The sequence below is a fragment of the Halomonas sp. BL6 genome, assembly GCF_006228115.1.
Classification (GTDB): domain Bacteria; phylum Pseudomonadota; class Gammaproteobacteria; order Pseudomonadales; family Halomonadaceae; genus Vreelandella; species Vreelandella piezotolerans.
This window is the reverse complement of record NZ_VDGL01000009.1, coordinates 1-24,689: the sequence shown is the minus strand read 5'-3', so window position 1 is coordinate 24,689 and position 24,689 is coordinate 1. Positions and strand designations below refer to the sequence as shown.

At 55.7% G+C, this 24,689-nt stretch carries 23 protein-coding genes; 11 read left to right on the top strand and 12 right to left on the bottom strand.

Going from position 1 to position 24,689, the window contains the following annotated elements; all coding sequences use genetic code 11:
* Positions 1-12: 12 nt before the first annotated feature.
* The gene (gene fadA, locus FHJ80_RS16535; protein WP_139528435.1) at positions 13-1,191 is read right to left on the bottom strand and encodes an acetyl-CoA C-acyltransferase FadA; all 1,179 of its coding nucleotides are present in this window, start codon (positions 1,189-1,191) and stop codon (positions 13-15) included.
* Positions 1,192-1,215: 24 nt separating this feature from the next.
* Positions 1,216-3,402, bottom strand: a complete 2,187-nt coding sequence (gene fadB / locus FHJ80_RS16530) for a fatty acid oxidation complex subunit alpha FadB (protein ID WP_139528434.1) — start codon at positions 3,400-3,402, stop codon at positions 1,216-1,218.
* A gap of 257 nt (positions 3,403-3,659) precedes the next feature.
* On the opposite strand from fadB, the gene FHJ80_RS16525 reads away from it, so the two are divergent.
* Together FHJ80_RS16525 and slyA are read left to right on the top strand one after the other, a co-directional pair.
* The gene (locus FHJ80_RS16525) at positions 3,660-4,817 is read left to right on the top strand and encodes a DUF5924 family protein (protein ID WP_139528433.1); all 1,158 of its coding nucleotides are present in this window, start codon (positions 3,660-3,662) and stop codon (positions 4,815-4,817) included.
* A gap of 71 nt (positions 4,818-4,888) precedes the next feature.
* Positions 4,889-5,341, top strand: coding sequence for a transcriptional regulator SlyA (gene slyA, locus FHJ80_RS16520; protein WP_139528432.1), 453 nt, complete (start codon positions 4,889-4,891; stop codon positions 5,339-5,341).
* Between the two features lie 3 nt (positions 5,342-5,344).
* On the opposite strand, the gene FHJ80_RS16515 is transcribed toward slyA, so the two are convergent.
* Positions 5,345-5,887 carry a preprotein translocase subunit YajC gene (locus tag FHJ80_RS16515; RefSeq protein ID WP_139528431.1) on the bottom strand — a complete coding sequence of 181 codons (543 nt, stop codon included), beginning with the start codon at positions 5,885-5,887 and terminating at the stop codon, positions 5,345-5,347.
* A gap of 145 nt (positions 5,888-6,032) precedes the next feature.
* Here FHJ80_RS16515 and FHJ80_RS16510 point away from each other — a divergent pair, with 145 nt between their 5' ends.
* Positions 6,033-6,485, top strand: coding sequence for a universal stress protein (locus tag FHJ80_RS16510; protein WP_139528430.1), 453 nt, complete (start codon positions 6,033-6,035; stop codon positions 6,483-6,485).
* A gap of 52 nt (positions 6,486-6,537) precedes the next feature.
* Here the strand turns inward: FHJ80_RS16510 and FHJ80_RS16505 are convergent, their stop codons facing one another.
* Complete coding sequence (locus tag FHJ80_RS16505; RefSeq protein ID WP_139528429.1) at positions 6,538-8,457, bottom strand: ATP-binding cassette domain-containing protein; 1,920 nt, start codon at positions 8,455-8,457, stop codon at positions 6,538-6,540.
* A gap of 153 nt (positions 8,458-8,610) precedes the next feature.
* On the opposite strand from FHJ80_RS16505, the gene FHJ80_RS16500 reads away from it, so the two are divergent.
* The gene (locus tag FHJ80_RS16500; protein WP_139528428.1) at positions 8,611-9,615 is read left to right on the top strand and encodes an AraC family transcriptional regulator; all 1,005 of its coding nucleotides are present in this window, start codon (positions 8,611-8,613) and stop codon (positions 9,613-9,615) included.
* A gap of 11 nt (positions 9,616-9,626) precedes the next feature.
* Here FHJ80_RS16500 and FHJ80_RS16495 read toward each other — a convergent pair whose 3' ends face one another.
* From FHJ80_RS16495 to FHJ80_RS16475, 5 genes are read right to left on the bottom strand one after another with little or no spacing between them, the layout of a single operon-like run.
* Complete coding sequence (locus FHJ80_RS16495; RefSeq protein WP_139528427.1) at positions 9,627-11,279, bottom strand: fatty acid--CoA ligase; 1,653 nt, start codon at positions 11,277-11,279, stop codon at positions 9,627-9,629.
* A gap of 38 nt (positions 11,280-11,317) precedes the next feature.
* Positions 11,318-12,502, bottom strand: coding sequence for a beta-ketothiolase BktB (bktB, locus tag FHJ80_RS16490; protein WP_139528426.1), 1,185 nt, complete (start codon positions 12,500-12,502; stop codon positions 11,318-11,320).
* Between the two features lie 40 nt (positions 12,503-12,542).
* Positions 12,543-13,688 (bottom strand): acyl-CoA dehydrogenase family protein, encoded by a 1,146-nt coding sequence (locus FHJ80_RS16485; protein ID WP_139528425.1) that lies wholly within the window; start codon positions 13,686-13,688, stop codon positions 12,543-12,545.
* Complete coding sequence (locus tag FHJ80_RS16480; protein WP_139528424.1) at positions 13,688-15,235, bottom strand: fatty acyl-CoA synthetase; 1,548 nt, start codon at positions 15,233-15,235, stop codon at positions 13,688-13,690. The genes FHJ80_RS16485 and FHJ80_RS16480 overlap by 1 nt, the downstream gene beginning before the upstream one ends.
* A gap of 43 nt (positions 15,236-15,278) precedes the next feature.
* Positions 15,279-16,508, bottom strand: coding sequence for an ABC transporter substrate-binding protein (locus FHJ80_RS16475; RefSeq protein WP_218013991.1), 1,230 nt, complete (start codon positions 16,506-16,508; stop codon positions 15,279-15,281).
* A 222-nt stretch (positions 16,509-16,730) separates the two neighbouring features.
* Between FHJ80_RS16475 and FHJ80_RS16470 the strand changes: the two genes are divergently transcribed.
* Together FHJ80_RS16470 and FHJ80_RS16465 are read left to right on the top strand one after the other, a co-directional pair.
* The gene (locus FHJ80_RS16470; RefSeq protein ID WP_239286072.1) at positions 16,731-17,576 is read left to right on the top strand and encodes a TatD family hydrolase; all 846 of its coding nucleotides are present in this window, start codon (positions 16,731-16,733) and stop codon (positions 17,574-17,576) included.
* Positions 17,577-17,596: 20 nt separating this feature from the next.
* Positions 17,597-18,076 (top strand): hypothetical protein, encoded by a 480-nt coding sequence (locus tag FHJ80_RS16465; RefSeq protein WP_139528422.1) that lies wholly within the window; start codon positions 17,597-17,599, stop codon positions 18,074-18,076.
* Here FHJ80_RS16465 and FHJ80_RS16460 read toward each other — a convergent pair.
* Complete coding sequence (locus FHJ80_RS16460; protein WP_139528421.1) at positions 18,073-18,651, bottom strand: elongation factor P hydroxylase; 579 nt, start codon at positions 18,649-18,651, stop codon at positions 18,073-18,075. The genes FHJ80_RS16465 and FHJ80_RS16460 overlap by 4 nt on opposite strands.
* Before the next feature lie 136 nt (positions 18,652-18,787).
* On the opposite strand from FHJ80_RS16460, the gene FHJ80_RS16455 reads away from it, so the two are divergent.
* The 3 genes from FHJ80_RS16455 to FHJ80_RS16445 all read left to right on the top strand — a co-directional run bounded on the left by FHJ80_RS16455 (position 18,788) and on the right by FHJ80_RS16445 (position 22,019).
* The gene (locus tag FHJ80_RS16455) at positions 18,788-20,206 is read left to right on the top strand and encodes an MATE family efflux transporter (RefSeq protein ID WP_139528420.1); all 1,419 of its coding nucleotides are present in this window, start codon (positions 18,788-18,790) and stop codon (positions 20,204-20,206) included.
* 3 nt (positions 20,207-20,209) lie between these two features.
* Positions 20,210-21,202 (top strand): DUF3080 family protein, encoded by a 993-nt coding sequence (locus FHJ80_RS16450; protein WP_139528419.1) that lies wholly within the window; start codon positions 20,210-20,212, stop codon positions 21,200-21,202.
* 112 nt (positions 21,203-21,314) lie between these two features.
* Positions 21,315-22,019, top strand: a complete 705-nt coding sequence (locus FHJ80_RS16445) for a hypothetical protein (protein ID WP_139528418.1) — start codon at positions 21,315-21,317, stop codon at positions 22,017-22,019.
* 58 nt (positions 22,020-22,077) lie between these two features.
* Here FHJ80_RS16445 and tusA read toward each other — a convergent pair whose 3' ends face one another.
* A complete protein-coding gene (gene tusA, locus FHJ80_RS16440; RefSeq protein WP_139528417.1) occupies positions 22,078-22,329 on the bottom strand; it encodes a sulfurtransferase TusA in 252 nt (83 codons plus the stop codon).
* Between the two features lie 27 nt (positions 22,330-22,356).
* Here tusA and FHJ80_RS16435 point away from each other — a divergent pair, with 27 nt between their 5' ends.
* Complete coding sequence (locus tag FHJ80_RS16435; RefSeq protein ID WP_139528416.1) at positions 22,357-22,644, top strand: antibiotic biosynthesis monooxygenase; 288 nt, start codon at positions 22,357-22,359, stop codon at positions 22,642-22,644.
* Between the two features lie 18 nt (positions 22,645-22,662).
* Here the strand turns inward: FHJ80_RS16435 and rlmM are convergent, their stop codons facing one another.
* Entirely contained in the window at positions 22,663-23,730 is a 1,068-nt protein-coding gene (gene rlmM, locus FHJ80_RS16430) for a 23S rRNA (cytidine(2498)-2'-O)-methyltransferase RlmM (RefSeq protein ID WP_139528415.1), read from the bottom strand.
* A 246-nt stretch (positions 23,731-23,976) separates the two neighbouring features.
* Between rlmM and rnk the strand changes: the two genes are divergently transcribed.
* Positions 23,977-24,390 carry a nucleoside diphosphate kinase regulator gene (rnk, locus tag FHJ80_RS16425; RefSeq protein ID WP_139528414.1) on the top strand — a complete coding sequence of 138 codons (414 nt, stop codon included), beginning with the start codon at positions 23,977-23,979 and terminating at the stop codon, positions 24,388-24,390.
* The last annotated feature ends 299 nt before the right edge of the window (positions 24,391-24,689 follow it).

The following is a 24,689-nucleotide window of genomic DNA, read 5'->3' as shown; positions in this document are numbered from 1 at the left end:
GAAGAGCGCATATTACTTCAAACGCTCGAACACCGTGGCAACCCCTTGTCCCATGCCAATACACATGGTGGCTAGGCCCAGGGTGGTATCGCGCTGCTGCATGACGTTCAGCAGTGTCGTGCAAATGCGCGACCCGGAGCAGCCTAACGGGTGACCCAAGGCGATGGCACCGCCGTGCAGGTTCACTTTTTCGTCCATGACATCCAGGAAGCCTAGGTCTTTCAACACCGGCAGCCCCTGGGCGGCAAATGCCTCGTTCAGCTCGACGGTTTGAATATCCGCTGCAGACAAGCCAGCCGCTTTCAAGGCTTTTTTAGATGCAGGTACCGGACCATACCCCATAATAGATGCATCGCAGCCTGCGACACCGGTTGAGAGTACTTTGGCAATCGGCTCCAGCCCCAGCGCCTGGGCACGCTCGTAGCTCATCACGGCCATGGCGGAAGCGCCCACTGAAAGCGCTGACGAAGTGCCCGCCGTCACGGTACCGTTACGCGGATCGAAGACCGGCTTCAGGTTCGCCATGGATTCCAGGCTGGCATCGGCGCGAATCACCTCATCGTTTTTCACAAGCACTTTGAAGCCACGCTGGTCGTGACCTTCGACGCCGATGATCTCATTGTCGAAGTAGCCCTTCTCCATCGCCGCTTGTGCACGTTGATGCGAACGGACACCGAACTTGTCCTGATCTTCGCGGGAAATACCGTGCATTTTACCCAGCAGTTCCGCCGTGAGCCCCATCATCATGGCGGCTTTGGCCGCGTATTTACTCGCCGCCGGATTCACGTCGACGCCGTGAGCCATCGGTACGTGCTCCATGTGCTCAACACCGCCGATCACGTAAAAATCACCCATGCCCGCCTTAATGTTTGCAGCAGCAATATGCAGTGCGGTCATCGAAGAGCCGCAGAGGCGGTTCACCGTTTGGGCAGGCACCGTACGAGGAATACCGGTCATGATCGCCGCGTTGCGAGCGATGTTCATGGACTGCTCTAGTGTCTGATTGACGCAGCCCCAGATCACGTCGTCTACTTCCGACGGATCCAGATTAGGGTTTCGGGTAAACAGCGCCTGCATCACGGCAGCGGAGAGGTTTTCGGCACGCACGTTGCGGAAGGCGCCGTTTTTCGCTTTCGCCATGGCGGTACGAACACCGTCCACCACCACGATATCTCTCGGATTCAAACTCATCTTATTTCTCCTGTGGGTGGTGACTTAGGCCTGAGCGCTTGCCGTGGCGCCCGCATAGAACTGCTCGTTGCTCTTGGCCATGGCGCGGAGCTTCTCGGTAGGCGCGTACAGCGGCCCTAGTTCTTCTGCCAAACGATCCGCCATCGCGACGAACTCAGCCACGCCCAGCGCGTCGATGTAGCGCAGCGCACCGCCACGGAAGGGAGGGAAGCCAATGCCGTAAATCAGCGCCATGTCGGCTTCTGCGGGCGTATCGACGATGCCATCTTCCAAGCAACGCACGGTCTCAAGGCACAGCGGCACCATCATGCGAGCAATGATGTCCTCATCCGAAAACTCTTTTTGCTCTTTCACCACTTCTTTTACTAGTGCGTAAGCCTGCTCGTCGCTCACTTTCTTCGGCTTACCCTTCTTATCTTCTTCGTAGGCGTAGAAGCCTTTGTCGTTCTTCTGGCCCAAGCGCTTGTTATCGTACATGACCTGAATAGCCGTTTTACCCTCACGTGCCATACGATCTGGGAAGCCCTCAGCCATCACATCATTGGCGTGCACGGCGGTATCCATGCCGACGACGTCCAGCAGGTACGCCGGGCCCATTGGCCAGCCAAACTTCTCCATGACTTTATCGACGCGCTGGAAGTCGGCACCTTGCTCGACCAGGAAGCTAAAGCCACCGAAGTAAGGGAAAAGCACACGGTTGACCAGGAACCCAGGGCAGTCATTCACCACGATGGGGGTTTTACCCATGGCCCGAGCATAAGCCACGGTTGCGGCAACGGCGGCGTCCGAGGTTTTCTCACCACGAATGACTTCCACCAGCGGCATGCGGTGCACGGGGTTGAAGAAGTGCATGCCACAGAAGTTTTCCGGGCGCTTCAGATTCTTGGCCAGACGGTTAATCGAAATGGTCGACGTGTTGGAAGTCAGAATCGTGTTCTCACTTACCTTGTCCTCTACTTCGGTCAACACGGCGTCTTTGACGTTGGGGTTCTCGACCACCGCTTCTACGACCAAATCGACATTACTAAAATCGCCGTAAGAGAGGGTTGGACGGATATTGGAGAGTTTTTCGGCCATCTGCTCGGTGGTGAGCTTCTTACGCTCTACCTGTTTAGCGAACAGTTTGCGGGCTTCTTTGAGGCCAAGCTCGATGGCATCGTCCTTGATGTCTTTCATCAGGATCGGTGTGCCCTTGCTGGCACTCTGGTAGGCGATACCCCCACCCATGATGCCAGCACCCAACACGGCGGTTTGCTTGACTGGCTGCGCCTGTTTCTCGTACTTGCTGCCTTTCTTCTTGACCACTTGGTCGTTCAGGAACAGGCCCACCAAGTTGAAGGCAACGCTGCTTAGCGCCAGTTTGGCGAACGACTTGGCTTCGATGGCTTGAGCGCGGGCGCGGGTCTCACCGGCGCCTTTTTGGATCACTTTGATCGCTTCAACCGGGGCGGGATAGTGCGGGCCCGCTTTGCCAGCGACGTATCCTTTAGCGGTTTCGAACGCCATCATTTGTTCGATGGCGTTGAGTTTGAGCGGTGATTTTTTCTCTTCGCGACGAGCGTGATAATCCAATTCGCCTGCATTGGCGCGGTCGAGGATATCCAGTGCCGCCTCTTCCAACTGCTCGTGGGCAACAGCGGCATCCACGGCGCCTACTTTCAAGGCAGCATCGGCACGGTTTTCGGTACCACCAGCAATCCACTCGACGGCATTATCGGCACCGATCAGGCGCGGCAGACGCACGCAACCGCCCCACCCCGGCAGAATACCCAGCTTGGTTTCCGGCAAGCCAATTTTGGCTTTCTCACTCATCACGCGGAAGTCGGTGGTTAGCAGGACTTCGCAGCCGCCGCCCAGCGCCAACCCGTTGATTGCCGTCACCGTAGGGAAAGGCAGGTCTTCAATGGCGTTGAAGATGTCGTGAACCTTGAGGTTCATCTCCACCAAGTACTCTTCGCCCTTGTGGAACAGGCTGTGGAATTCTGTGATGTCGGCGCCGACGATAAAGGCGTCTTTGGCGCTGCGAATCATCAACCCTTCCAAACCACTTTCGGCCTGAATCGCTTTGACAGCGTCGCCTAGCTCGGCCACGACGGCGCTAGATAGCTTGTTGACGGACTCATCTTTCAAATCGAAAGTGAGCATTGCGATGTCATTGCCACCCTGGGTGTCACGACGCTCCACCGTGATGGCATTGCCTTGATAGATCATTCGCGCTCTCTCCACAAGTTCGGGCTGGCACGTCGGTAACGTGCCCGCCACGCATTTCATACGGTCGTTTGATTGCTTTAGCTTGGTTGAGTTACATCAGTACGTCAAGCCCTGACTTTTGGCTAATTCGCTTGCCCCCCAGTTCACATGGCCATGAGCACATTTCTTGCGCTTTTTTCTTCCACACTTCGTCGTCACATCGACTTTAATCACGATCCCAACGATCATATACGTTTCATTGATGAGTTTTTGACGCTATGGGGACACTCCTCACACCCGCGCGACTAGAAGCACTGCAAGGATGCATAGAACGAATCGTCGAGCGCTTGAAGCCCTGGAGCTGGCTTTGGCCACCGATGGCGTTTGCGGCCGGGCTCGGCAGCTTTTTTTTGGTGGATCGGCAGCAGTGGCTAGGCGCAGCTTTGGCACTCGGCCTGCTGTTCGCTTGGCTACTACTGCTATCTGAAAGTGTGATTGGCCGCTGGCTCTCCCATCGTGGTCACCCGACGCTGCCGAAAGGCGTAACGGCCTTTATTGCGCAAATGATCCACCAAGAGACGCTTTTTTTCACCCTGCCCTTTATTCTAGTCACTACGGTGTGGAACAGTGGACAAGCACTCTTCGCGCTCTTGGTCATAGGCATGGCCGTGTGGTCGATCATTGACCCGCTCTACTACAAACTCGCTGGCCGCTGGCGCAGCCTCTATTTCATGTTTCATGCTCAGTGCGTCTTTCTTGTTCTGCTGGTGATACTCCCCATCATGGTTCACCTGACCACCGGCCAGAGCATGCTACTTGCCTTAGTCTTGACGGTACTCGTGGCGCTGCCCAGCTTCTGGCATCTACTCAAAAAACGCTCTCTCGCGCGCTGGTTGGGATTTTTTGCGCTTACCGTGCTACTGGCCTACGGGGCATGGCTTGGCCGCGTATGGGTACCGCCCGCCAGCCTGTGGATGACCAGCACGGCGCTCTCCCCCGCTTTCGATACGCAGCAGCGCGCCCCGCAAGGGTCGCTGACCCTGACGCCCGAGGCCATTCGCAGCAACGGCCTGTACGTCTATACGGCCATTCGCGCCCCGCGAGGGCTGAGCGAAACGATTTACCATGCGTGGCATCATAATGGAAAAGCGCTGGATACCGTTGCACTGGCGATCAACGGCGGCCGCGAACAGGGATACCGCGCCTGGAGCCATAAACAGAATTTCCCTCAAGACCCCTCTGGCGAGTGGCGTGTCGATATCATGACCGACGGTGGCCAGCGGCTTGGATTGATTCGGTTTACTGTCTCGGAAGATGTTAACGCCGCTACCGTGGCCGATGGCACGGTCCGTGCGAGCGGTTTGAGCGCTCTGAATTTACGTCGTTTCATTCCGGGTAATGGCGCCACCCAAAATGACGCTAATCAGACCGAGTGACAGAACGCCTTGCATTCAGCGGCGCAGCTTATGACAATTCGTTCACTTACACTTTTGGCAGTTAGTTACCTATGGCATCAACAATTGGTTTTCGTATTGCTCGTTTGCCCCATCTGTGGCGCTCGATCCTCGATCGCAGGCTGGCACCATTAGGGCTGACCCAAACCCGGTGGGTGACGCTGTACCATCTTTGGAAACTGGGGGAAGGCAATCCTCAGTGTGATTTGGCGCGCGCGATCGGTGTCGAGGCGCCGTCGTTGGTGCGTACTTTAGGACAGTTGGAGGCGCAAGGTCTGGTCGAGCGTCGCGCCTGCGATAACGATCGACGCAGCAAACGGCTCTATCTTACCCCAGCCGCCATGCCGCTCCTGGAGCAGATCGATAGTGTGGTACTGGCTGCGCGTCAGGAGATGCTAGCGGGCTTGAGCGAACAGGACCTGGACCAGTTGGATAAGTGGCTTGCGCTGATCGAATCCAACGGTCTGGCGATTCAGGCAAGGGATCAAGATAGCCCCACAGCCTAATCATTAGACGTTTCCTTGTTCCACGCCATCTGGCGCTAGCGGTTTGGCGGGTGGGTGGTCTGAAAGGCCGCTCAACGCCTTCTTGAGAGGTTCGATATCCGCCAAATAGCGCGTAAACCGCTCGGCGGTTTGTGATTCCCACCACCATAGCGTCAGCGAATGGGCGTTAGATTCCAATACCAACGCATCCTGAGGCAGACGCTCTAACAGAGTTCGTAAGTGTGTGCTGGCCACATCGGGCAAGGGACGCAGCGGCGCAATGCGCCAGCGCCAGCCTGCATGAAAGGGCTCTAATGCCTCACTGGCATTGGAGTTTCTCACCAATAAAAAATCTGGCCCAGGCGCGGACTGCGCGTAGTGCCAGCGATAAGCCGGCATGGTGCCTCTAAAGTGATGGAGCGGCGGTTTGGCCATTTTGACCATCACCCCCTGACGCGCTGCGCAGGAGCGCAGCGCCATCTGGCGCTTTTGGCGCGGGCTTGGTTTTAACCACATGACTGGCGCAATCACAAACATCAGAATAAAAACGATGATCAACCATTCCATTGCAACGCTTACCCTCTTTTCGTCAAACTCAACTCGCAATATTTAAAAACCATGACCTAGGTCGTTGTTAAGATTCATTTTCAGACCTAAAGTAAAGGTATCGAACAGAGCCTTTCTGTGTGGCACATCACCAAGGAGATACGCCATGAGCTATCGCCATATCCTGGTCGCCGTCGACTTAACCAAAGACTCTCACAAAATCCTTGAGCGTGCGGTGGCGATTGCCGAGCGCAACAACGGCGCGAAAATTTCGATCATGCACACTCTGGAACCCTTGGGATTCGCCTACGGCGGCGACATACCCATGGACCTCACCAGCATACAAGACCAGCTCGATGATCATGCCAAAAAACGCTTGGCTGACATTGCTGCTCCCCACGTCGACGCCGCCGATCAACACGTAGTCGTGGGTATGCCTGACACCGAGATCCACCGTTTCGCCGATGAGCATAACGTCGACTTGATCGTGGTCGGCTCCCATGGTCGCCACGGTTTCGCGCTGTTACTGGGCTCTACGTCGACCGGTGTTCTTCACGGCGCACAGTGCGATGTGCTCGCCGTGCGTGTGGGTAAAAAAGGTGAAAAAAGCGACGAGTGACTTGTCAATCTCAAAGGCCCCTCACGGGGCCTTTGGCATTTCACTACGCGTTCTATTCTCCGTTCGCCATGGCTTCTAACTCCATCCAGCGCTCCATGGCACTATCCAACGCTTGCTGGGCCTTCTCGAGTGACTGTAGCTTGGCAGTGACCGCCGTGGCTTCCTGCTGATAAAAAGCGGGGTCGCCAATCTCTTTCTCAAGTGCTTCCACGTCACTCTCTAGCCGTTCGATATCAGCAGGCAGCGCATCCAATTCACGTTGAAGCTTGTAAGAGAGCTTGACGGTTTTTTTCGCAGGCTCCGCCGCCATTGCCGGTGGCGTTTTTTCTTCCGCTGCGCGAGTAGGCTCCGTTTGTTGACGCGCTGCCCCCTCCCAGGGAGCGGGCGGCAGCTGCCCTCCTTGACGAATCCAGTCGGTGTAGCCCCCCACGTATTCGCGCACACGCCCTTCACCTTCGAAGGCCAGCATGCTGGTCACCACGTTATCCATGAAGGTTCGGTCGTGGGAAACCAGAAGCAGCGTGCCATCAAAATCGAGCAGTAGCTCTTCGAGTAGCTCCAGGGTTTCCATGTCCAGGTCGTTGGTGGGCTCATCCAGCACCAACACGTTAGCAGGCTGCGTGAACAACTTGGCTAAGAGCAGGCGATTGGACTCACCACCGGAAAGCGCTTTCACTGGCTGACGAACGCGGTCTGGGGTGAACAGAAAATCTTGCAGGTAGCTCATGACATGGCGGTCTTTACCGCCCACGCTAACGCGATCACTCCCCTGGGCTACGTTGTCATACACCGTTTTTTCCAACTCGAGGCCGGCCCGTAGCTGATCAAAATAGGCCACTTTGAGATTAGTGCCCAACTGTACGCTGCCTTCGGTAGGGGCCAGCTCGCCAAGCAATATTTTCAACAGCGTGGTTTTACCGGCACCGTTACGCCCCAAGAAGCCGATGCGGTCGCCACGCATCACTTCCAGGTTCACGTTGCGCAGGATCACCTCATCACCAAAGCGCTGAGTAACGCCTTTGAGCTCGACCACCCGCTTACCGGTGCGTTCGCCACTATCCACCGTGAGATTGGCGGTGCCTTGACGCTCGCGGCGTTGGCTGCGCTCATTGCGCATGGCTTCTAGCGCGCGGACGCGCCCTTCGTTACGGGTACGGCGCGCTTTGATCCCCTGGCGAATCCAGGCCTCTTCCTGAGCGAGCTTTTTATCGAACAATGCATTTTCGCGCGATTCGACCTCCAGCTCGTGCTGTTTGCGCTCTTGATACTCGCTGTAGACACCGGGATAACGCCCGAGCTTCCCGCGATCCAGTTCTAAAATATTCGTGGCGAGTTTCGACAGAAACGCACGGTCGTGGGTGATCAGCAGCACAGCGCCGTTGAAAGCGAGCAGCTGCTCTTCCAGCCACGCGATGGTATCGAGGTCCAAATGGTTGGTCGGCTCATCCAGCAGCAGTAGGTCCGGCTCGGAAACCAGCGCACGGGCCAGCGCCACCCGACGACGCCAGCCGCCGGAAAGTGCGCTCATCTCCGCTTCGGGTGGCAAACCCAGTCGTGTGAGCACGACATCGATACGCTGATGAAACGACCAGCCGTCAATGGCCTCGAGCCGCGTCTGAAGCGTCGCCATGCGATTCATGTCCGGGTCAGGATCGTTGATCAGGTGTTGATATTCCGACAGCAGCTCACCTGCTTCGGGCAGGCCTTGGGCCACCATATCGAAGATGGTCATCCCCGAGGATTCGGGAAGCTCCTGAGCCAGCACGCCGATTTTCAAACCGGGGGCGCGCCAAATGGTGCCATCATCCGGCTGAATATCGCCCGCTACGAGCTTGAGTAGCGTGGATTTACCGGTGCCGTTGCGTCCGACCAGCGCCAGCCGCTCGCCTCTTTCAACCGTCAGGTCGGCGCGATCGAGCAGTACTTGGGTGCCGTAAGCGAGTTGCAGCTGTTCGAGTCGTAACAGGGTCACGCAGTGTCCTCCTTCATCGTGAGGCGCACAGTGTAACGCATGCTTCCGAATTACGATGCACCCTTGTAGAGCCAAGCGAGACAACGTGCTAACGTCACGGAAGGATCACGACTATAAAGCGGTGTTTAAAGATGCGGGCAAGGTGAAATCACCGTGACAGTTACGGTCTCCATGCATTTCGTCAACGAACTCTTTCGTGGCCTTACATTTGCGGGGCAGCCCCCCACGCATTATCTAGTACAGGCGGGCATTTCCCCCTTTTTACTCAGCGCCCCTCACGGGCGTGTTACCGTCGAGCAGTTCGCGGAGTTATATCGTCGGCTGGCCGTCGAGTTAGACGATGAAACGCCGCGCTTTTTCTCCCGCCCGTTACGCTGCGGAACGCTCAAGCTGCTTTGCTTGAGTATGTTGGACGCGCCAACGCTCCAGGTAGCCCTCCATCGCTACACCCAGTTTTTTCGCATCATGCTGGATGACTTTGGCTACACCTTTACCATCGACAACGACCTAGCGAGGATGGCGCTCGAGGAGCATGCGCCGCTGCCGGGCAGCCGTATTTTCGTGCACGAATTAATGCTCAAGCTTTTTCATGGCATCGCTTCATGGTTGATCGCTCGCAAGATACCGCCCGTGTTGATGGAGTGCAGCTATCCGCAACCCACACACAGTGCCGACTACCTCTACTTCTACCCTGGCAAAGTAAAATTCGATCAGCCACAAACGGCCGTTTACTTCGATAAGTCGCTATTGGAGCAGCCTATCCGGCAAACGAAGCGGCACCTAGGGGCTTTTTTACAGCGCGCCCCCGCGGATTGGTTCTATGTCTCGTTTGAAGATCGTTTAGCGACTCACCGGGTGAGAGAGCATCTCAGCCGTCACCTGCCGGATGCATGTACCGTGCAAGAGGTCGCCGAGGCGCTGCATGTCTCCGTTCGAACACTATCGAGGCATTTACGACTGGAGGGGACGCACTTCCAAGCCGTGAAAGATGAGTACCGCCGTGACTATGCGATTCAAGCGCTCACCCGAAGCCAGCGGACGCTCGCTTCCATCGCAGAAACGCTGGGCTTCGAGGACTTGGCCTGCTTTAGCCGCGCCTTCAAGCAGTGGACGGGAAACTCCCCTGCCGCCTACCGTAAGGCACAGGCGACAGGGTGAGGTGGTAGCGTCTATACCTCCGTGCGGATGCGCTTTTTATCTAGCTTGCCGACACTGGTTTTGGGAATTTCATCGACGATACGGATCAGCGAGGGAACGCCCCAACGGTTCAGCTTTCCTTGCGCAACAAACTGCTCCATAAAGCCCTGAATCGCTTCAACGGTAGGCGGTTGCTCGATATCACTGGGCACCACCAGCGCAGCCGGTCGCTCCCCCCATTTATCATCTGCCACGCCAATCACTGCTACTTCAGCAACCCCGGGGCACTGGCTGATATAGCTTTCCAACTCCAACGATGACAGCCATTCGCCGCCCGTTTTGATGACGTCTTTAATGCGGTCGCTAATCGATAGGAAGCCGTGCTCGTCCAGCGATCCCACATCCCCGGTATGCAGCCAGCCATCCTGCCACAGCTCTTCACTGCGCTGCTCTTCTTTATAGTAAGCCTGGGTGAGCCAAGGCGCTTGAACACGCACTTCGCCCACGCTTTTACCATCGTGGGGGAGCGGTTGGCCGTCGAGATCGACCACCTGCAGCCTGACAAACGGCACCGGAAGCCCCGCTTTGCAGCGCCACGGAAGCTGATGCTCGAAGTCAGCCTCAGTGACTTCTTTCGGTAATATATCGGCCGTGAGCAGCGGGCAGGTTTCCGACATCCCGTAGGCGCTACGGGTATCGATCCCCAACGCCCAGGCACGACTTGCCAATGCCTGAGTCAGTGCGCTGCCGCCTACCAGAACCTTCCAGCCAGTTAGATCGACCTTCTTCGACGCAATCGCCTCGGCACTGACCACCATGTTGAGCAGCGTCGGTACACAGTGCGAAAAATCGACCTTTTCACTGACCAGCAGCTTCACCAGCATCTCGGGCTCGTATTTGCCCGGATACACCTGTGTCGCCCCTAACAGCGTGGCGGTGTAAGGGACGCCCCAGGCATGCACGTGAAACATCGGCGTAATCGGCATATACACCTTATCTCGGTTCAGCAGCTCGAAGCCGGGCGCTTGGAACGTGCTGGCTTCACCTAGCGTGTGCAACACAAGCTGACGGTGGGTGAAAAACACCCCTTTCGGATTGCCCGTGGTACCGGTGGTGTAGAACAGGGTGGCCACGCCATTTTCATCGAACGTGGGAAACTCATAGTGGCTGGGTTGCTCAGCCAGCAGCGTTTCAAACTCTCCCACCAGGGGGAGCGGAGTGGTCACTTCCTGGGTGGTTTCCTGGCAGAGTAGATAACCGCGAATATTGGGCAACTGATGGGCCAGCGGTTCCAACAGGGGCACAAAGTCTTCATGCACCAGCACAAAGACATCTTCCGCGTGTTCCATGGTGTATAGGATCTGCTCAGGCGCTAAGCGGACATTCACTGTGTGTAGCACCGCACCGATCATGGGAATGGCGAAAAAACACTCTAGATAGCGGTGGCTGTCCCAATCGAGCACGGCCACCACGTCACCGGCCTGAACGCCTTGTGAGGTTAAAAGGTGGGCCAACTGTTGAACACGCTCTTGAAACCGACGGTAGTCGTGACGGGTTTGATCACGATACACAATCTGATTGTTGCCCGCCATGCGCACACCGGACTCCAGCAGATCCTTGATCAGCATGGGAGGGTTGGTGGCAGAGGACGTCGAAGGAAGCAGTTTTGGCGTTATCGTCGACATAAGACCTACCTTTGATTGTTATTGGATACCGGGGCGGCTTAGCGCTCGATCAACAGCGCGATGCCTTGCCCACCGCCAATGCAGAGCGTAATCAATCCAAAGCGCCCCTGAATACGCTCCAGCTCATGCAGCGCCTTCAAGATTAAGATGGCGCCCGTCGCCCCCACGGGGTGGCCAAGCGCCACCGCTCCACCATTGGGATTGAGCTTTTCGAGCGGAAAGCCGAGCGTCGCGGCCACTGCCATCGCTTGGGCCGCGAACGCTTCATTGGATTCAATCACATCGATATCGTTGATCGTTAGCCCTGCCTGCGTTAGGCAGCGCTTGACCGCAGGAATCGGCCCTAACCCCATCAGCGATGGCTCCACACCCGCGGTGGTGGCGACTCGAAGCCGCGCACGCACAGTGAGCCCCCGAGTCTGCGCCTCTTCGGCATGAGCCAAGACCAGCGTTGCCGCGCCATCATTAATACCCGAGGCGTTGCCAGCCGTGACCACGCCGCCGCGTTTGAACGCAGGTTTTAGACGTGCTAAATCACTGAGCTCAACACCCTCGCGGACATGCTCATCACGGGCAAAGGCCAGCGTTTGCTTACCTTTCGTCACCTCAACTGGCACGATTTGAGTATCAAAACGCCCTTCTGATATCGCCCGCGCTGCTTTTTGATGGCTATCGAGGGCGAACTGATCCAACTGCTCACGACTCAATCCATACTGCTGAGCGATATTTTCAGCGGTGAGCCCCATGTGACCACTGCCAAATGGGTCGCTGAGCACTCCCAGGGTCAAGTCTTGAAGGGAAGTGTCACCCATCCGGATGCCATGACGCGCCTGGGGAGCCAATACGTAGGCACCACGGGACATGGTTTCGGCACCGCCTGCTAAGGCAAGACGGCTATCACCCATGGCAATTTGCTGCGCCGCTGACACCACCGCTTGGACTCCGGAGCCGCACAGCCGATTAACATTAAAGGCGCCGGCTTCTTTAGGGACGCCTGCATCGAGCGCAACATGGCGAGCCAAGTAGGCATCTTGTGGGCCGGTGGTAATAATATGACCGTACACTGAGTGATCAATATCGGCGCCGTCTACCCCAGCTCGGCGTAGCGCCTCTATGGCCGTGATGGTACCTAACTCGTGCGGGGCAAACGATGACAGCGCCCCGCCAAACCCACCGATGGCCGTACGTGCACCGCCCACGATGACTACGCTATCCAGCTGCATATCTTCTCCTTGTTGAAAATGACACGCTCACGCTTGCCGCCTATTCAGAAGCTTTGCCCAGCAGCGAGCGCGCGATCACTTCTTTCATGATTTCAGAACTACCGGCATAAATCGTTTGTACCCGTGCATCCAGATAAAAGCGTGAAATGGGGTACTCCTGGGTGTAGCCGTAGCCACCAAATAGCTGCAAGCAGCGATCGATCGCCTGGCACTGCAGCTCGCTCAGCTGTAACTTGAGAATAGCGGCATCGGTACTGCTCATGGTGCCTTGTCGATACCGTTCGACACACTGCTCAAAATAGGCCCTTGCCATCTCCAGTTGGGCTTTAATCTGCGCCAGCGTAAAACGAGTATTTTGAAAATCGCCGATTCGCTGGCCAAAGGCTTTCCGCTGGGTGACGTACTCAAGCGTTAGCGCCAGCGCCCCTTCTATCGCCCCCAACGCTTGAGCGCTTACCCCCAAGCGCTCCCGGGGCAGCTCTTGCATGAGGTAGCGAAATCCTTCGCCCTCTTCACCTAGTAGCGCGTTGGCAGGCAGCTGTAATTGATCGAAGGCTAGCTCCGCCGTATCACTGGCATGCTGACCTATTTTTTTGATCGGCTTACCCCGGGAAAAACCAGGCAATGTGGTGTCCACCAAAAATAGCGAGACCCCTTTTGCGCCAGCAGTAGGATCCGTTTTTGCGCAGACAATCACCAGGTCAGCTAATTGACCGTTGGTGATAAACAGTTTGCTGCCATCGAGCTGCCAACCCTGATCTGTTGGGGTGGCACGCGTTCTCATTGCGGCCAAGTCACTGCCTGCATGAGGTTCGCTCATGGCAATCGCTCCTAAGCACTCACCTTGAGCCATTCGCGGCAGCCATGTCTCTTTTTGTTCAGGCGACCCCAGATTCAGTACATAGGGCATCACGATATTGGCGTGAATGTTGTAGGCACTGGCAAGGCCACCAAAGCCATGGCGAGACATCTCTTCAAGCGCCAACTGTGTGAGGGCAATATCCGCTCCAGAGCCGCCGTACGTCTCCTCTAGATCTATCCCAAGCAATCCAGCGGCTCCTAGTGCCTGCCATAACGAACGTGGAATCTCGCCAGCCTCTTCCCACTGTGGGTAATACGGCGCGACTTCCTGTGCTAAGCAGCGGGTTATCATGGTGTGAAAAAGCGCGTGCGTCTGCTCGTCCATCATGACTCCTTGAGATCATGACGCAGATGGCGCTTTAAAATTTTTCCCGCCGTGCTTTTGGGGAGTGCGTCGGTGAAGACGATCCGTTTAGGGACTTTGTAAGGCGCCATGATGCCTTTGACGTGGTGAATCAGCGTTTTTTCACTGACTGCCTGGCCCTCTTTTAATACCACCACTGCCGTAATCGCTTCGATCCACTTTTCATCCGGCAGACCTATCACCGCCACCTCAGAAATCGCCTCGTGCTTGAACAGCGCCTCTTCCACTTCGCGGCTGGCCACCAACACACCGCCGGTGTTAATCACGTCTTTAATGCGATCAACAATGTATAGATATCCCGCCTCGTCGACATAACCGACATCCCCTGAGTGAAACCAACCGCCTTGAAACGCTTCAGCGGTCATCTCGGGCTTATCCCAGTAACCCACCATGAGCTGCGGCGAGCGATGCACGATTTCACCGTGCTCCCCTGGGGCGACATCGTTTCCCTCTAAATCGACGATACGCGTTTCTACCGTGAGAATCGGACGACCCGCCGATGCCGGGCGCTCGGCATGCTCTTCGGGTCGTAAAACAGTCGCCAAGGGCGCTATTTCGCTTTGGCCGTAACAGTTGTATAACCCCACACCGCTAAAGCGCTGCTGCATCTCTTCGAGTACGGGCACCGGCATAATGGAGGCACCGTAGTAGGCTTTTTTCAGGCAAGAGAGGTCGTGCTGGCCGAACTGCGGATGGCGTAAGAGGCTTATCCACACCGTAGGCGGCGCAAAAAAAGAGCTAATCTGGTGTTGAGCCATGGCCGCTAAGCAGCTTTCGGGCAGCGGCGCCTCCAAAAGAGTGACCGGGGCACCGAGCAGTAATGCAGGCATTAAAAACACGTGCATTTGCGCTGAGTGGTAAAGCGGCAATGCGGCCAACATCGCCTCATTGCCTTTGATATCCAGCTCCACCATACACGCCATGTATTCAGCCATTAGCGCCTGATGGCTCATCATCGCGGCCTTGGGCGCGGCGGTCGTGCCCGAGGTGTAGAGCAGCTGGGCAAGGCTACTCCCTTCTAGCGCGACGTCAGGTTCTTTACTTGAGTGGGACGAACCGACGCTGGCTAATACATCGAAGCCGCTAGGCTCTACAGCATGCAAGGTGCCATTCACCGTCAGCGTGATGGATTGAGTGGCCTCACACACTTTGTCAGCCAGCGACGCATCACTCAGCACTCCCTTAGCGCCTGACTGCTGCAAAATGTAGCCAAGCTCCTCACTACTCAGGGCAAAATTGACCGGAACATGCACCAGCCCAGCCTTAACCGCTGCCAGCCAAGCAATCACGTAGGCGTCGGAGTTTTTGCCATAAACGGCTAGGCGGTCTCCTGGCACCAGCCCTGCCTCCAAAAGGGCGTTAGCCACTTGGTTAGCGGCAGCATTGAGGGTGTGATAGCTCCAAGAGCGCTCAGCGAAGCGAAGAGCCAGCTGCTGAGGATATTTACCTGCGCTGCGGTTAAGCGCAGCGCCAATGGTATTACGATGGATTGAGTCGGCAAGCGTCATGCTAAGTCCTTGTTGTTATGGTCTAAAAGGCTTCAGCGATGGATTAACTCGTTACCAATGGGCAGACGCTTTCAGACAGCGGCCTGAACGCTTCCTCTGCGGGGATAGTCCGCACGATGCGGAACAAGTCATCTTCATTGGCCGACTCTTCCGGTGTTTTCACTTCGACAAGATACATATCGTGCACCATGCGACCGTCTTCTCGGATATAGCCATTCGTGGCAAAGATATCGTTAATCGGCGTATCGGCCATCTGCTGGCGAACCGTTTGTGTATCATCGGTGCCTACCGCGGCAATGGCTTCTAGGTAGTGGCGCGTACTGGAATAAATTCCGGCGTGCACCATGGTCGGCATGCTGCCCGTGCGCTCACGAAAACGTTCCGCCCAGTCACGCGTCTCTTCATTGAGGTCGTAATACCACGCCTTGGTAAACTGCAGACCCTGCGCATTCTCAAGTCCAATACTGCGAATATCAGTACTAAACAGCACCATCCCTGCCAACACCTGGCCTGCTTGGGTAACCCCAAACTCCCCTGCTGTTTGCACTGCGTTGATAGTGTCCCCACCGGCATTGTTCAGGGCGATGACATCCGCCCCAGACGCTTGCGCCTGCAGCATAAACGATGAGAAATCGTTGTTGGGGAAGGGGTGGCGGGCGCGCCCTACGATGGTCCCGCCATTTTCAGTGACGACACGCTCGACGTCCGCTTCAAGTGCGTGACCAAACGAGTAGTCAGCGCTCAATAAGTACCAGTTTTTGTAGCCCTCTTGCGTAATCGCTTTAGCAGTACCATTAGACATTGCCCAGGTGTCATAAACCCAATGAATATGATTGGGAGAACAGTGCTCATTGGTCACTCCAGATGAAACCGCGCCGTTCACTAACCCCAGCTTATCGGCCTCTTGCAACAAGCTCACCGCCGCCAATGTGACCGATGACGCCACCAAGCCTGTGACCATATCCACGTTACGCTCGTCGATCCATTCACGCACGACGCTGGAGCCCACGTCGGGACTATTTCGGTCGTCGGCACTAAACACAACGATATTGGCACCCTGCACGCTACCCCCCACATCTTCTATGGCCATATGAATGGCATCCTCACCAAGGGGGCCGATGGGGTCACGGTAAACCCCCGACATATCAGCTAGATAACCAATACGAATTTCGTTATCCGAGATCCCTTCATTGGCCATTACCTGGGGCGCACAGGCGGCCGTAAGCACCGCAGCGGATAGCGCTGTCATTGCGAAGTGACGTGATAATTGCATGATTTATACCTGTCTATTGTTGTTATTGAAGGAGTATTTACTGTGCATTTATTCGATGGACCCCTTGCATAGTAAAAGTAAACACCCGGCTACTGTTTACCTAACAAGCCAGTTTTTTTGCAATTCGTGCCATTCGTACCGCGTGCAGATTGTAGGCGCATTAGTGGTTGTGAGCCGCCAGCGTTACAATAGCGTTAATGACCCATGGCGGAGGAATACAGTTTGGCAAGCATTGAGGCCGATACGTTTTTACCCGAAGCACTGCAATTTCGCCCCGAGACACCCTTGGTGGACATTGGCGCGAACTTGACCCACGAAAGCTTCCAGCACGACCTGGATGACGTGCTAGCGCGGGCCAAGGCGGCCAATGTTACGACGCTGATCGTGACCGGCACCGATATCGCCCACGCTAAGCAGGCTGTGCACATGGCGCAGCAGTACCCGGGGGTTCACGCAACGGCGGGCGTTCACCCTCATGATGCCAGTGGATGGACCGACACGGTCGCCCAAGAGATGCGACAGCTCTATGGCATGCCGGAAGTGGTGGCGGTTGGAGAGTGCGGGTTGGATTTTAATCGCAATTTTTCCACCCCAGCGCAGCAGGAGCATGCCTTCGAGGCCCAACTGGCACTGGCGGCAGAAAGCGGCCTGCCACTGTTTCTACATGAGCGGGATGCAGGAGCGCGCATGCGGGATATCCTCCGCCACTGGCGAGATGACATTAGTGAGGCAGTGATACACTGCTTTACGGCGGATCGAGCGACCCTGCATGGCTATCTGGACCTAGACCTACACATCGGCCTCACCGGCTGGATTTGCGACGAGCGCCGAGGGCATCATCTACGCGAAGTGGTGCGCGACATTCCGTTGGACCGACTGATGGTGGAAACCGACTGCCCTTACCTACTGCCCCGGAATTTGCCTGCTAAATTGAAGGGACGCCGACACGAACCGGCTTTGCTGCCATGGATCGTGCAAGAGATCGCCCGTTGGCATGAGGTAAGCGACACCGAGCTGGGGGCTGCTTCGACGCAGACCGCCCGACGTTTTTTCCGTATTGAATGCTGATGCTTAAAAGGAGCAACTGCGTGGCTGACTATCCTGGCTTCATTGCCATCGAAACAGGCGAAGACCATGGCCTGCCGCTCTCCATTGCCTGGTCGCTGCCCGATGGACGTATCAAACAAACGCTGATTCAGCCTGACGATAGCTGGATCGACGAAGACAGCAACGTCATGGGCGCGTACAGTATCGAAGAGTTGGAGAGTTTAGGGGTCAGCCCGCTGGACGTGATTCGCGAGCTGGAGAACGACCACTTCTCAGCGACTCTCTATACCAGCGATAACGGCGAAGACGAAGCCGCGCTCGCCAGGCTTTTCGATACTTATGGTCTGGATCCTTTCGTTGAACTTGCACCGGCCAAGGTGCTCTACGACCGGTTGGATGCCGGAGAGTGGCATCGCCTACGTAGCGAAGCCTTCAACGATCTTGGCCTGGAACCGATGCGCCCTGAGCACGAAATAGAAGTGATGCTGACCCTCCACCGCCAGTTAAACATACAGGATTAAACCGCGGCACATGCCGCTAGCTGCGCTCTTCCCTTGTCAATGGCGTCATCGAGAGAGGCGTGTTTCTGGTAATAGTGCTCCAACGCTGTATGAAAAGCGTTGGCGCGCAGCGGTAACCCCTCATATAAATAGGTCTGCGCTCTTGCAGCAACCTTTGCGGCGAAGGCGTCTCGGTCTACCTCGACCTCCCCCCCTAAGTTGTCAACGCTGACGTGGAACGTGCGCCCACAGGCATGAGCGAACAGTCGTTCGAGGGCCTGTGGCGCAATTTCTGCTCGCTCGAAGGCCTGCTGCTGTTCGGCATTCCGACCATCCGGTAGATACCAGTAGCCATAGTCTTCGAGCTGCCGCCGCTTTTCCCCTGCGATACACCAATGGCTAATTTCATGAAGCGCGCTGGCAAAATAACCACGAGCAAAAATAACTTGATGATACGGAAATTCGGCACTTGCGGGACGATAAAGCGGCTCATCGCCCCCTTTGACGAGACGCGTTTGAAACTGCTCTAAAAACACACCATCGAACAGCGCCCTGATATCGTCGAGCGTCCAACGCTCTTTTTCGTGTGTGACCATGTTGATACTTTCGTGATGCATTTCGCGCAGTATACCCCTGCCCCTCCACAAGGCTAAAGAGGAGACGGCAAAGCACAGCGACTCCTGCTACTCTATCGACTTTTCTTAGGTCTCTTTGCTAAACAGGAGCCATACTTTGGGCGGCTTTACTAGCGATATCAAATCCATCTACTGGCCAGAAACATGCACGCTGGTCACATTGGCACTGCCGATTTGTGGTGCACAGCTGGCTCAAGCGGGCATGAGCGTAGTGGATGTCATGATGACGGGCAGGCACAACGCCACCGACTTGGCGGCGGTCTCTGTCGGGTCGAGCTTATGGATGCCGCTGATGCTCTTCATGACCGGCACCCTCATGGGCTTGACGCCCATCGTGGCACACTTGCTGGGTGGCCAGCGCCACGACGCCATTCGCCCAGCCGTGCATCAAGCTTTGTGGGTAGCGTTGGCATTGGGCCTACTCTCCGCAATCTTGCTATGGGTCGCCGTGGCGCCTATTTTCGAACGCATGGACGTGCCGTCGAGCGTTGCAAAGGAGTCCGCTGCCTACCTTAGCGCTGTGGCGTTTGGCATGCCGGGCATTGCTCTCTTCCAAGCACTACGCGCCTTTTCGGATGGCATGAACCACACCCGCCCCGCCCTGTGGATCAGCTTGATCGGTTTGGCCGTCAATGTCCCCTGTAACTATTTACTCATCTACGGCGGCGAGGGTTTGTCGATTCTGTTTGGCGATCTCGCACCCGTCAGTTGGCAGCAGCTCCCGGCACTGGGTGCTTTTGGCTGTGGCATTGCCACCGCCATATCCATGTGGACCATGGCCATCGCTATGGCGCTTTACACTCGCCGCGGCAACACCTATCGCAGCGTGTCATTATGGCAGCAGCTGACGCCACCTCGTTTAGCGGGCATTCGCGAGCTCGTCGTCGTAGGGGTGCCGATCGGGGTGGCTATTTTCGTCGAAGTCACGCTGTTCACGCTGATCGCGTTATTCATTGCCAGCTTCGGTGAAGTGACCGTTGGCGCGCACCAAATCGCGCTCAGCTATACGACCATTCTGTTCATGTTACCGATGTCGTTGAGCATGGCACTGACCGTTCGCGTAGGTAACACGCTTGGCCAACAGCGCTTGACTATGGCGCGCCAAGTGGCTTGGAATGGTATCGTCATCAGCGTCATTGTTGCTGCCATCAATAGCACGCTATTGTGGTTCACTGCGCCCTGGGTGATATCGCTTTATACCTCGAATGCAGATATTCAAGCGTTAGCGCTTACCATCATTTCACTGGCGGTGATTTTTCAGCTTTCTGACTCCTTACAAGTCAACTTGGCTGGCGCACTCAGAGGCTACAAAGATACGCGGATCGTGATGGTAATTACCGTGCTCTCTTACTGGATCGTTGGTTTGGGAGGCGGGCACTGGCTAGGAACCTACGGCCTGGGGAGTGTGTCTGACCCGTTGGGTGTACACGGCTACTGGATTGGGTTGATTGCGGGCCTCAGCACAGCTGCCTGTTTATTGGCTTGGCGTTTAAAAAGGATCAGTCGACAGGAGTGATGTATGCCCAAACCATTCCGCACCCTCTGGAGGCCGGTCGCTACGGTTTTTTTACTTGTTGGGTGTAGTGACGACAGCGCTGAGCACGCCTGGGAGCAATACCACCAGCAGTTGGCAGCGGCGCTCGATACACCACTGCCAACGCGATCAGAGCCGCGTAACATAGGTGCTTTCCCTGAGCGTCAGCAGCGCTTGATCGACGTGCCAGAAACCCGCGACGGCATGCTCAACATCTACGCGCTGCGTGAGTGCCAAATTACGTCCTTGATTGCTGCCCGCAATAATCAGTTGGGCCGTGTCGCCCCTCCCAGCCAGCACTGGCTTTATGAACGCTCTCTATGGCAACGCTTGGACGCTTGCTGGAATAGCGATATCCCCAACACTCTAGGCGATGACGACAAAGCACGCTTGGCGCAGCTAACCGATCTAAAAACCGAGCAGCTACCCGCTGTGAGCTGGAACGCCATCTTCGATTCCGACGAGTGGGAAAAAAGCTTTTCCAGGGCTAGCAGCCCACTACCCCCAGGGGGGACGGACGACATTAGCGAGCAGCTAGCTGCCCTCACTTATCTTCGTCAAATGGTCAATGAGCAGTTCAGCCATCGATGGGAGCAAGACTCTTCACGACTTGAGAATCACCTTAAGACATTACAGGAACGACCGCTTACGGCAGAGGTTCTGCGCGCGCTCCTCCTCGCGGAACAGCGACTCCGTGAAGCTAATCAACTGCTCACGCAGACCTCTGACGAAGAAGCCTGTCTCACCGTGGACACACCCGTTTGGATCGAGACGATGGCCACTCACTCACAGCAATGGCTCGTTAGCGTCAATCAATTGATCGATGCCCACCCAATCACACCTCCCGATGCTGTTGCTACTTACCAACGCGACTGGCTCTCACTGGATAATCCAGAGGCACCGTGGTCGCAATTTCAATCGACCTGGAAAGAACATACCGCGTTAAAGAGCGCACACACTACTTGTACACCTGATTAAAAATCATGTTTACGCTTAACCTGACGGTCAAGCTGTGCTATTGGTGAAGGTAGCGGCAGGCGGTGATCGCTGCTTGCCAACGTCGTGGCCACGCAGTACAAGGAGGGACACCATGGGCGCACCCCTGTCAACTCGCTCTGCCCAGGTCATCGACCTGGAAACCGTGCGTCAGCGTCATCAGGCGCGAAAGTATTTAGTGCGTTTAGCCCCAGAGCTAGATGGATTAGAGATGGTCTACCAGCTCGCTGCGAGTCCCGACACCTACTACGGCCTGCCGATTCTTGCTTGGGGGCTGAGAGAAGATGGTAGTGTCGTTGGCCTCGTTCCTTGGATGGAGTCACTCGTTGCTTGTCATGAGCTAGATAGTCATGAGAGTGGTGTTTTCGTTGGTTATCGTGACCCAGAGACAGACGAAATCTTCGACACTCCGCCTGACCACAAATACGATGAGCTGATCGCGGCAGCCGGTTACTTCGAGTATGAATCATCTGGCGACGTCACACTGATTCAGCAGCTTCCCGACACGTTAGGCACTCATGCGCTCTGCATGAATCACCCTAGCGCTCCTTGGCACATGAAGCCGGTGTATGGATGGCGCCTTTATAGCAATGGCAGCGTCGAGGCGGTCTTGGCAGATGAGCAAAAGGCCACTATGACACCGATCTTACTGGGGGATGAATGCCTTTACGATGCCCACTCCCAGCATCAAACCGTCTACTTCTTCCAGCGCCACATTGCCAACCGCATTTTGGACGAGGACCCAGCCACACTAGAGGCACTTGCCATGATGGTCGTACCCAGTAGTGACCATCCATAATCCTCTATGCAAGGCGTTTACTCTTTAGTCGGTAAACGCCTTGTCTCTCTCCACAGGGTCATGCTAAGCGGATAAAGTAGACGTATTGATCGCCCTCACTCTCCTTATGTAACAGTTCGTGGCCAAGAAATTGGCAGAACTTTGGCACATCACGAGTGGTGGCAGGATCGGTCGCCACGACTTTCAAGATTTGGCCCGACGCCATATCTCGCACTTTGTTATGCATCAACATAATGGGCTCTGGGCAATAAAGCCCTGTGGTATCTAATGCCGTATCGAACGCGGTGGAATCATCCGTAGTATCAGTCATCGACTCTCTCGGTTAGGAAACGGACCTATGATAAAAATCATCATTGAACGACGCATTATGCCCGGTTTAGAAGACGAATATGAACAGGCCGCACGCGAGGCCATGCGTGTCTCTCTGGGTGTCCGGGGCTTCGTTGGTGGTGAAACCTTGGTAGAGCTTGGCCACACCGACCGCCGTTTGATGATCACCAAATGGCGCGACCTGCGCGCCTGGAAAGAGTGGCACGGGAGCGAAGAGCGCGCCATGGCCATGCAGCGTATTTTACCGTTGCTCACGGAAGATGAAACCATCCGCATCTACGAGCCGGGCTACTAGGACACAGCAGTTGCCATACTAATGCGCTAATCTGACGTGTACCGTCACTTCTTCGCGATCGTGATAGAGGTGGCGGCATCGAATCGTGGCGTGGACCCCAGACGCCGCCAATGTTTCTTCCAGTGCCGCCAGACAGCGTGTCACTTCATCCCAACGCTTTTTCATCGGCAGTTTGAGGTTGAAAATCGCCTCCCTACACCATTTGCGCGTTAACCAGCGCTCAACCATGGCCAATACGCGTACTGGCTTATCGACAATGTCACACACCAGCCAATCCAATCGCTGGGGCGGCTCCCACGCAAAACCATCCTCACGTAGATGATCGATTTGCCCAGTGTCCATGAGCTGCTTATTCATGGGGCCATTATCGATGGCATAGACATACATACCACGCTGCACTAACTGCCATGTCCAGCCGCCCGGCGCTGCCCCAAGATCTGCCGCTTGCATGTGCGCGGCCAAACGCTCATCCCACTCGTCTCTGGGTATGAATTCGTGCCAAGCTTCCTCCAACTTCAACGTCGAGCGGCTGGGCGCGCGTGAAGGAAAACGCAACCGACGAATTCCGTTGATGAGCTCGCTGCGATTATCAGGAAAACTCATCCCTAGCTGGACACGGTCACCATCGGTCCAAAATATGTGTAAACGTCGGCCACCCGCTTTTTTGCGAAGCGCTCCTCGCTTTTTCAGCATGCTTTGCAATGGCTTGGTCAACGCCTTGATCAAACCCGCTAACGCTTTTCCCTCATTCGTATCCGGCGTTTCATGCCAAATGTCTTCAAAACTCCAACGGCTTGCTTTGATTTGCTCCAAGATAGCCGTTAGCCTATCATCACGCGACAATGCTAACGCAGGTAGCGCCGCTAAGCTCTGTCTGGCGAAGATGAGTCGATGGAAGGCGGCCCGACGATGTAAATCGTTAATGGCCTCTCCGTCTTGGCGCGTGACACTTACCCAACCTTCACCTCGCACCGACTCACAGGGCACGTCAAGTTGCTGTGCATGATGCTGCATCTCTGCTAACGCATCGTTTTCAAACCCTGGTCGGCAGTAAACAAGCCATGACGTGGGTACCGTATCGCTCACCTTTCACCTCAAAATCATTTGCAATCCATAAATGCGATATTTATCACTTGCTCGCTCGGCGGCCTGCATCATAGCACTTTGCGCGCCTCGCTCTAAGCGCGTCGTCTTTTCATTAGAAGTGTCGTACACTATCCAAACAGTATCTTGAGTCCTTCCTTCTTGGTGGGGCTTTTTTTATGCCAGACAGTACCATTTGACTAACAACGCACGCCGTGTCGTTCGGCCGCGTTTGCCAAGGAGAGCATCATGGGGCAGCGTCCTCCCCTCTTGATTAATCGTCTCGACGCAGATCGTCTGCAGCGCTTGATCGATAACGCCACCGACAAGGATCAAATGGTGGCTGAGCTTTTACAAGACGAGCTTAGTCGCGGAGAAGTAGTGGATCCTGAAGACATTCCCGACAACGTCGTCAGTATGAACAGCCAGATTCAGTTCACTGACCTAACGCGTAACCAGCAGATGGTGCGTACACTGGTGTACCCGCACTCTCTCAGCACGACGAAAGACGCTATTTCGATCATGGCCCCCATTGGAGCCAGCCTATTAGGGCTCAAAGTGGGCGACACCATCGACTGGCCGCTGCCCAATCAGCAAAATGCTCGCCTGCGAGTAGACGCGATTCTCTGGCAACCCGAACGCGAGAAGCAGTACCACCGCTAACGTCGATCAAAAGAGCCACTTATGCGGATAGGAAGGTGGCCAGTGCCCGTATCTTAGAAATGAACGGGATGGGTGAATAATAAATGCATGAAAATGCTATTCGCCCTTCCCCGCTTATGGTTTTTCACTCCCCCTTCGTGCACACAGCAAAAAGCCCCGAGCACAGCGTACCCGGGGCCTGAATAATGGCACGCTTATCGAGCGCGCAACAAAAAACCCAGCCGGTTGGCTGGGTTCTTTGCGGTATAAGTGCCTGACGATGACCTACTCTCGCATGGGGAGACCCCACACTACCATCG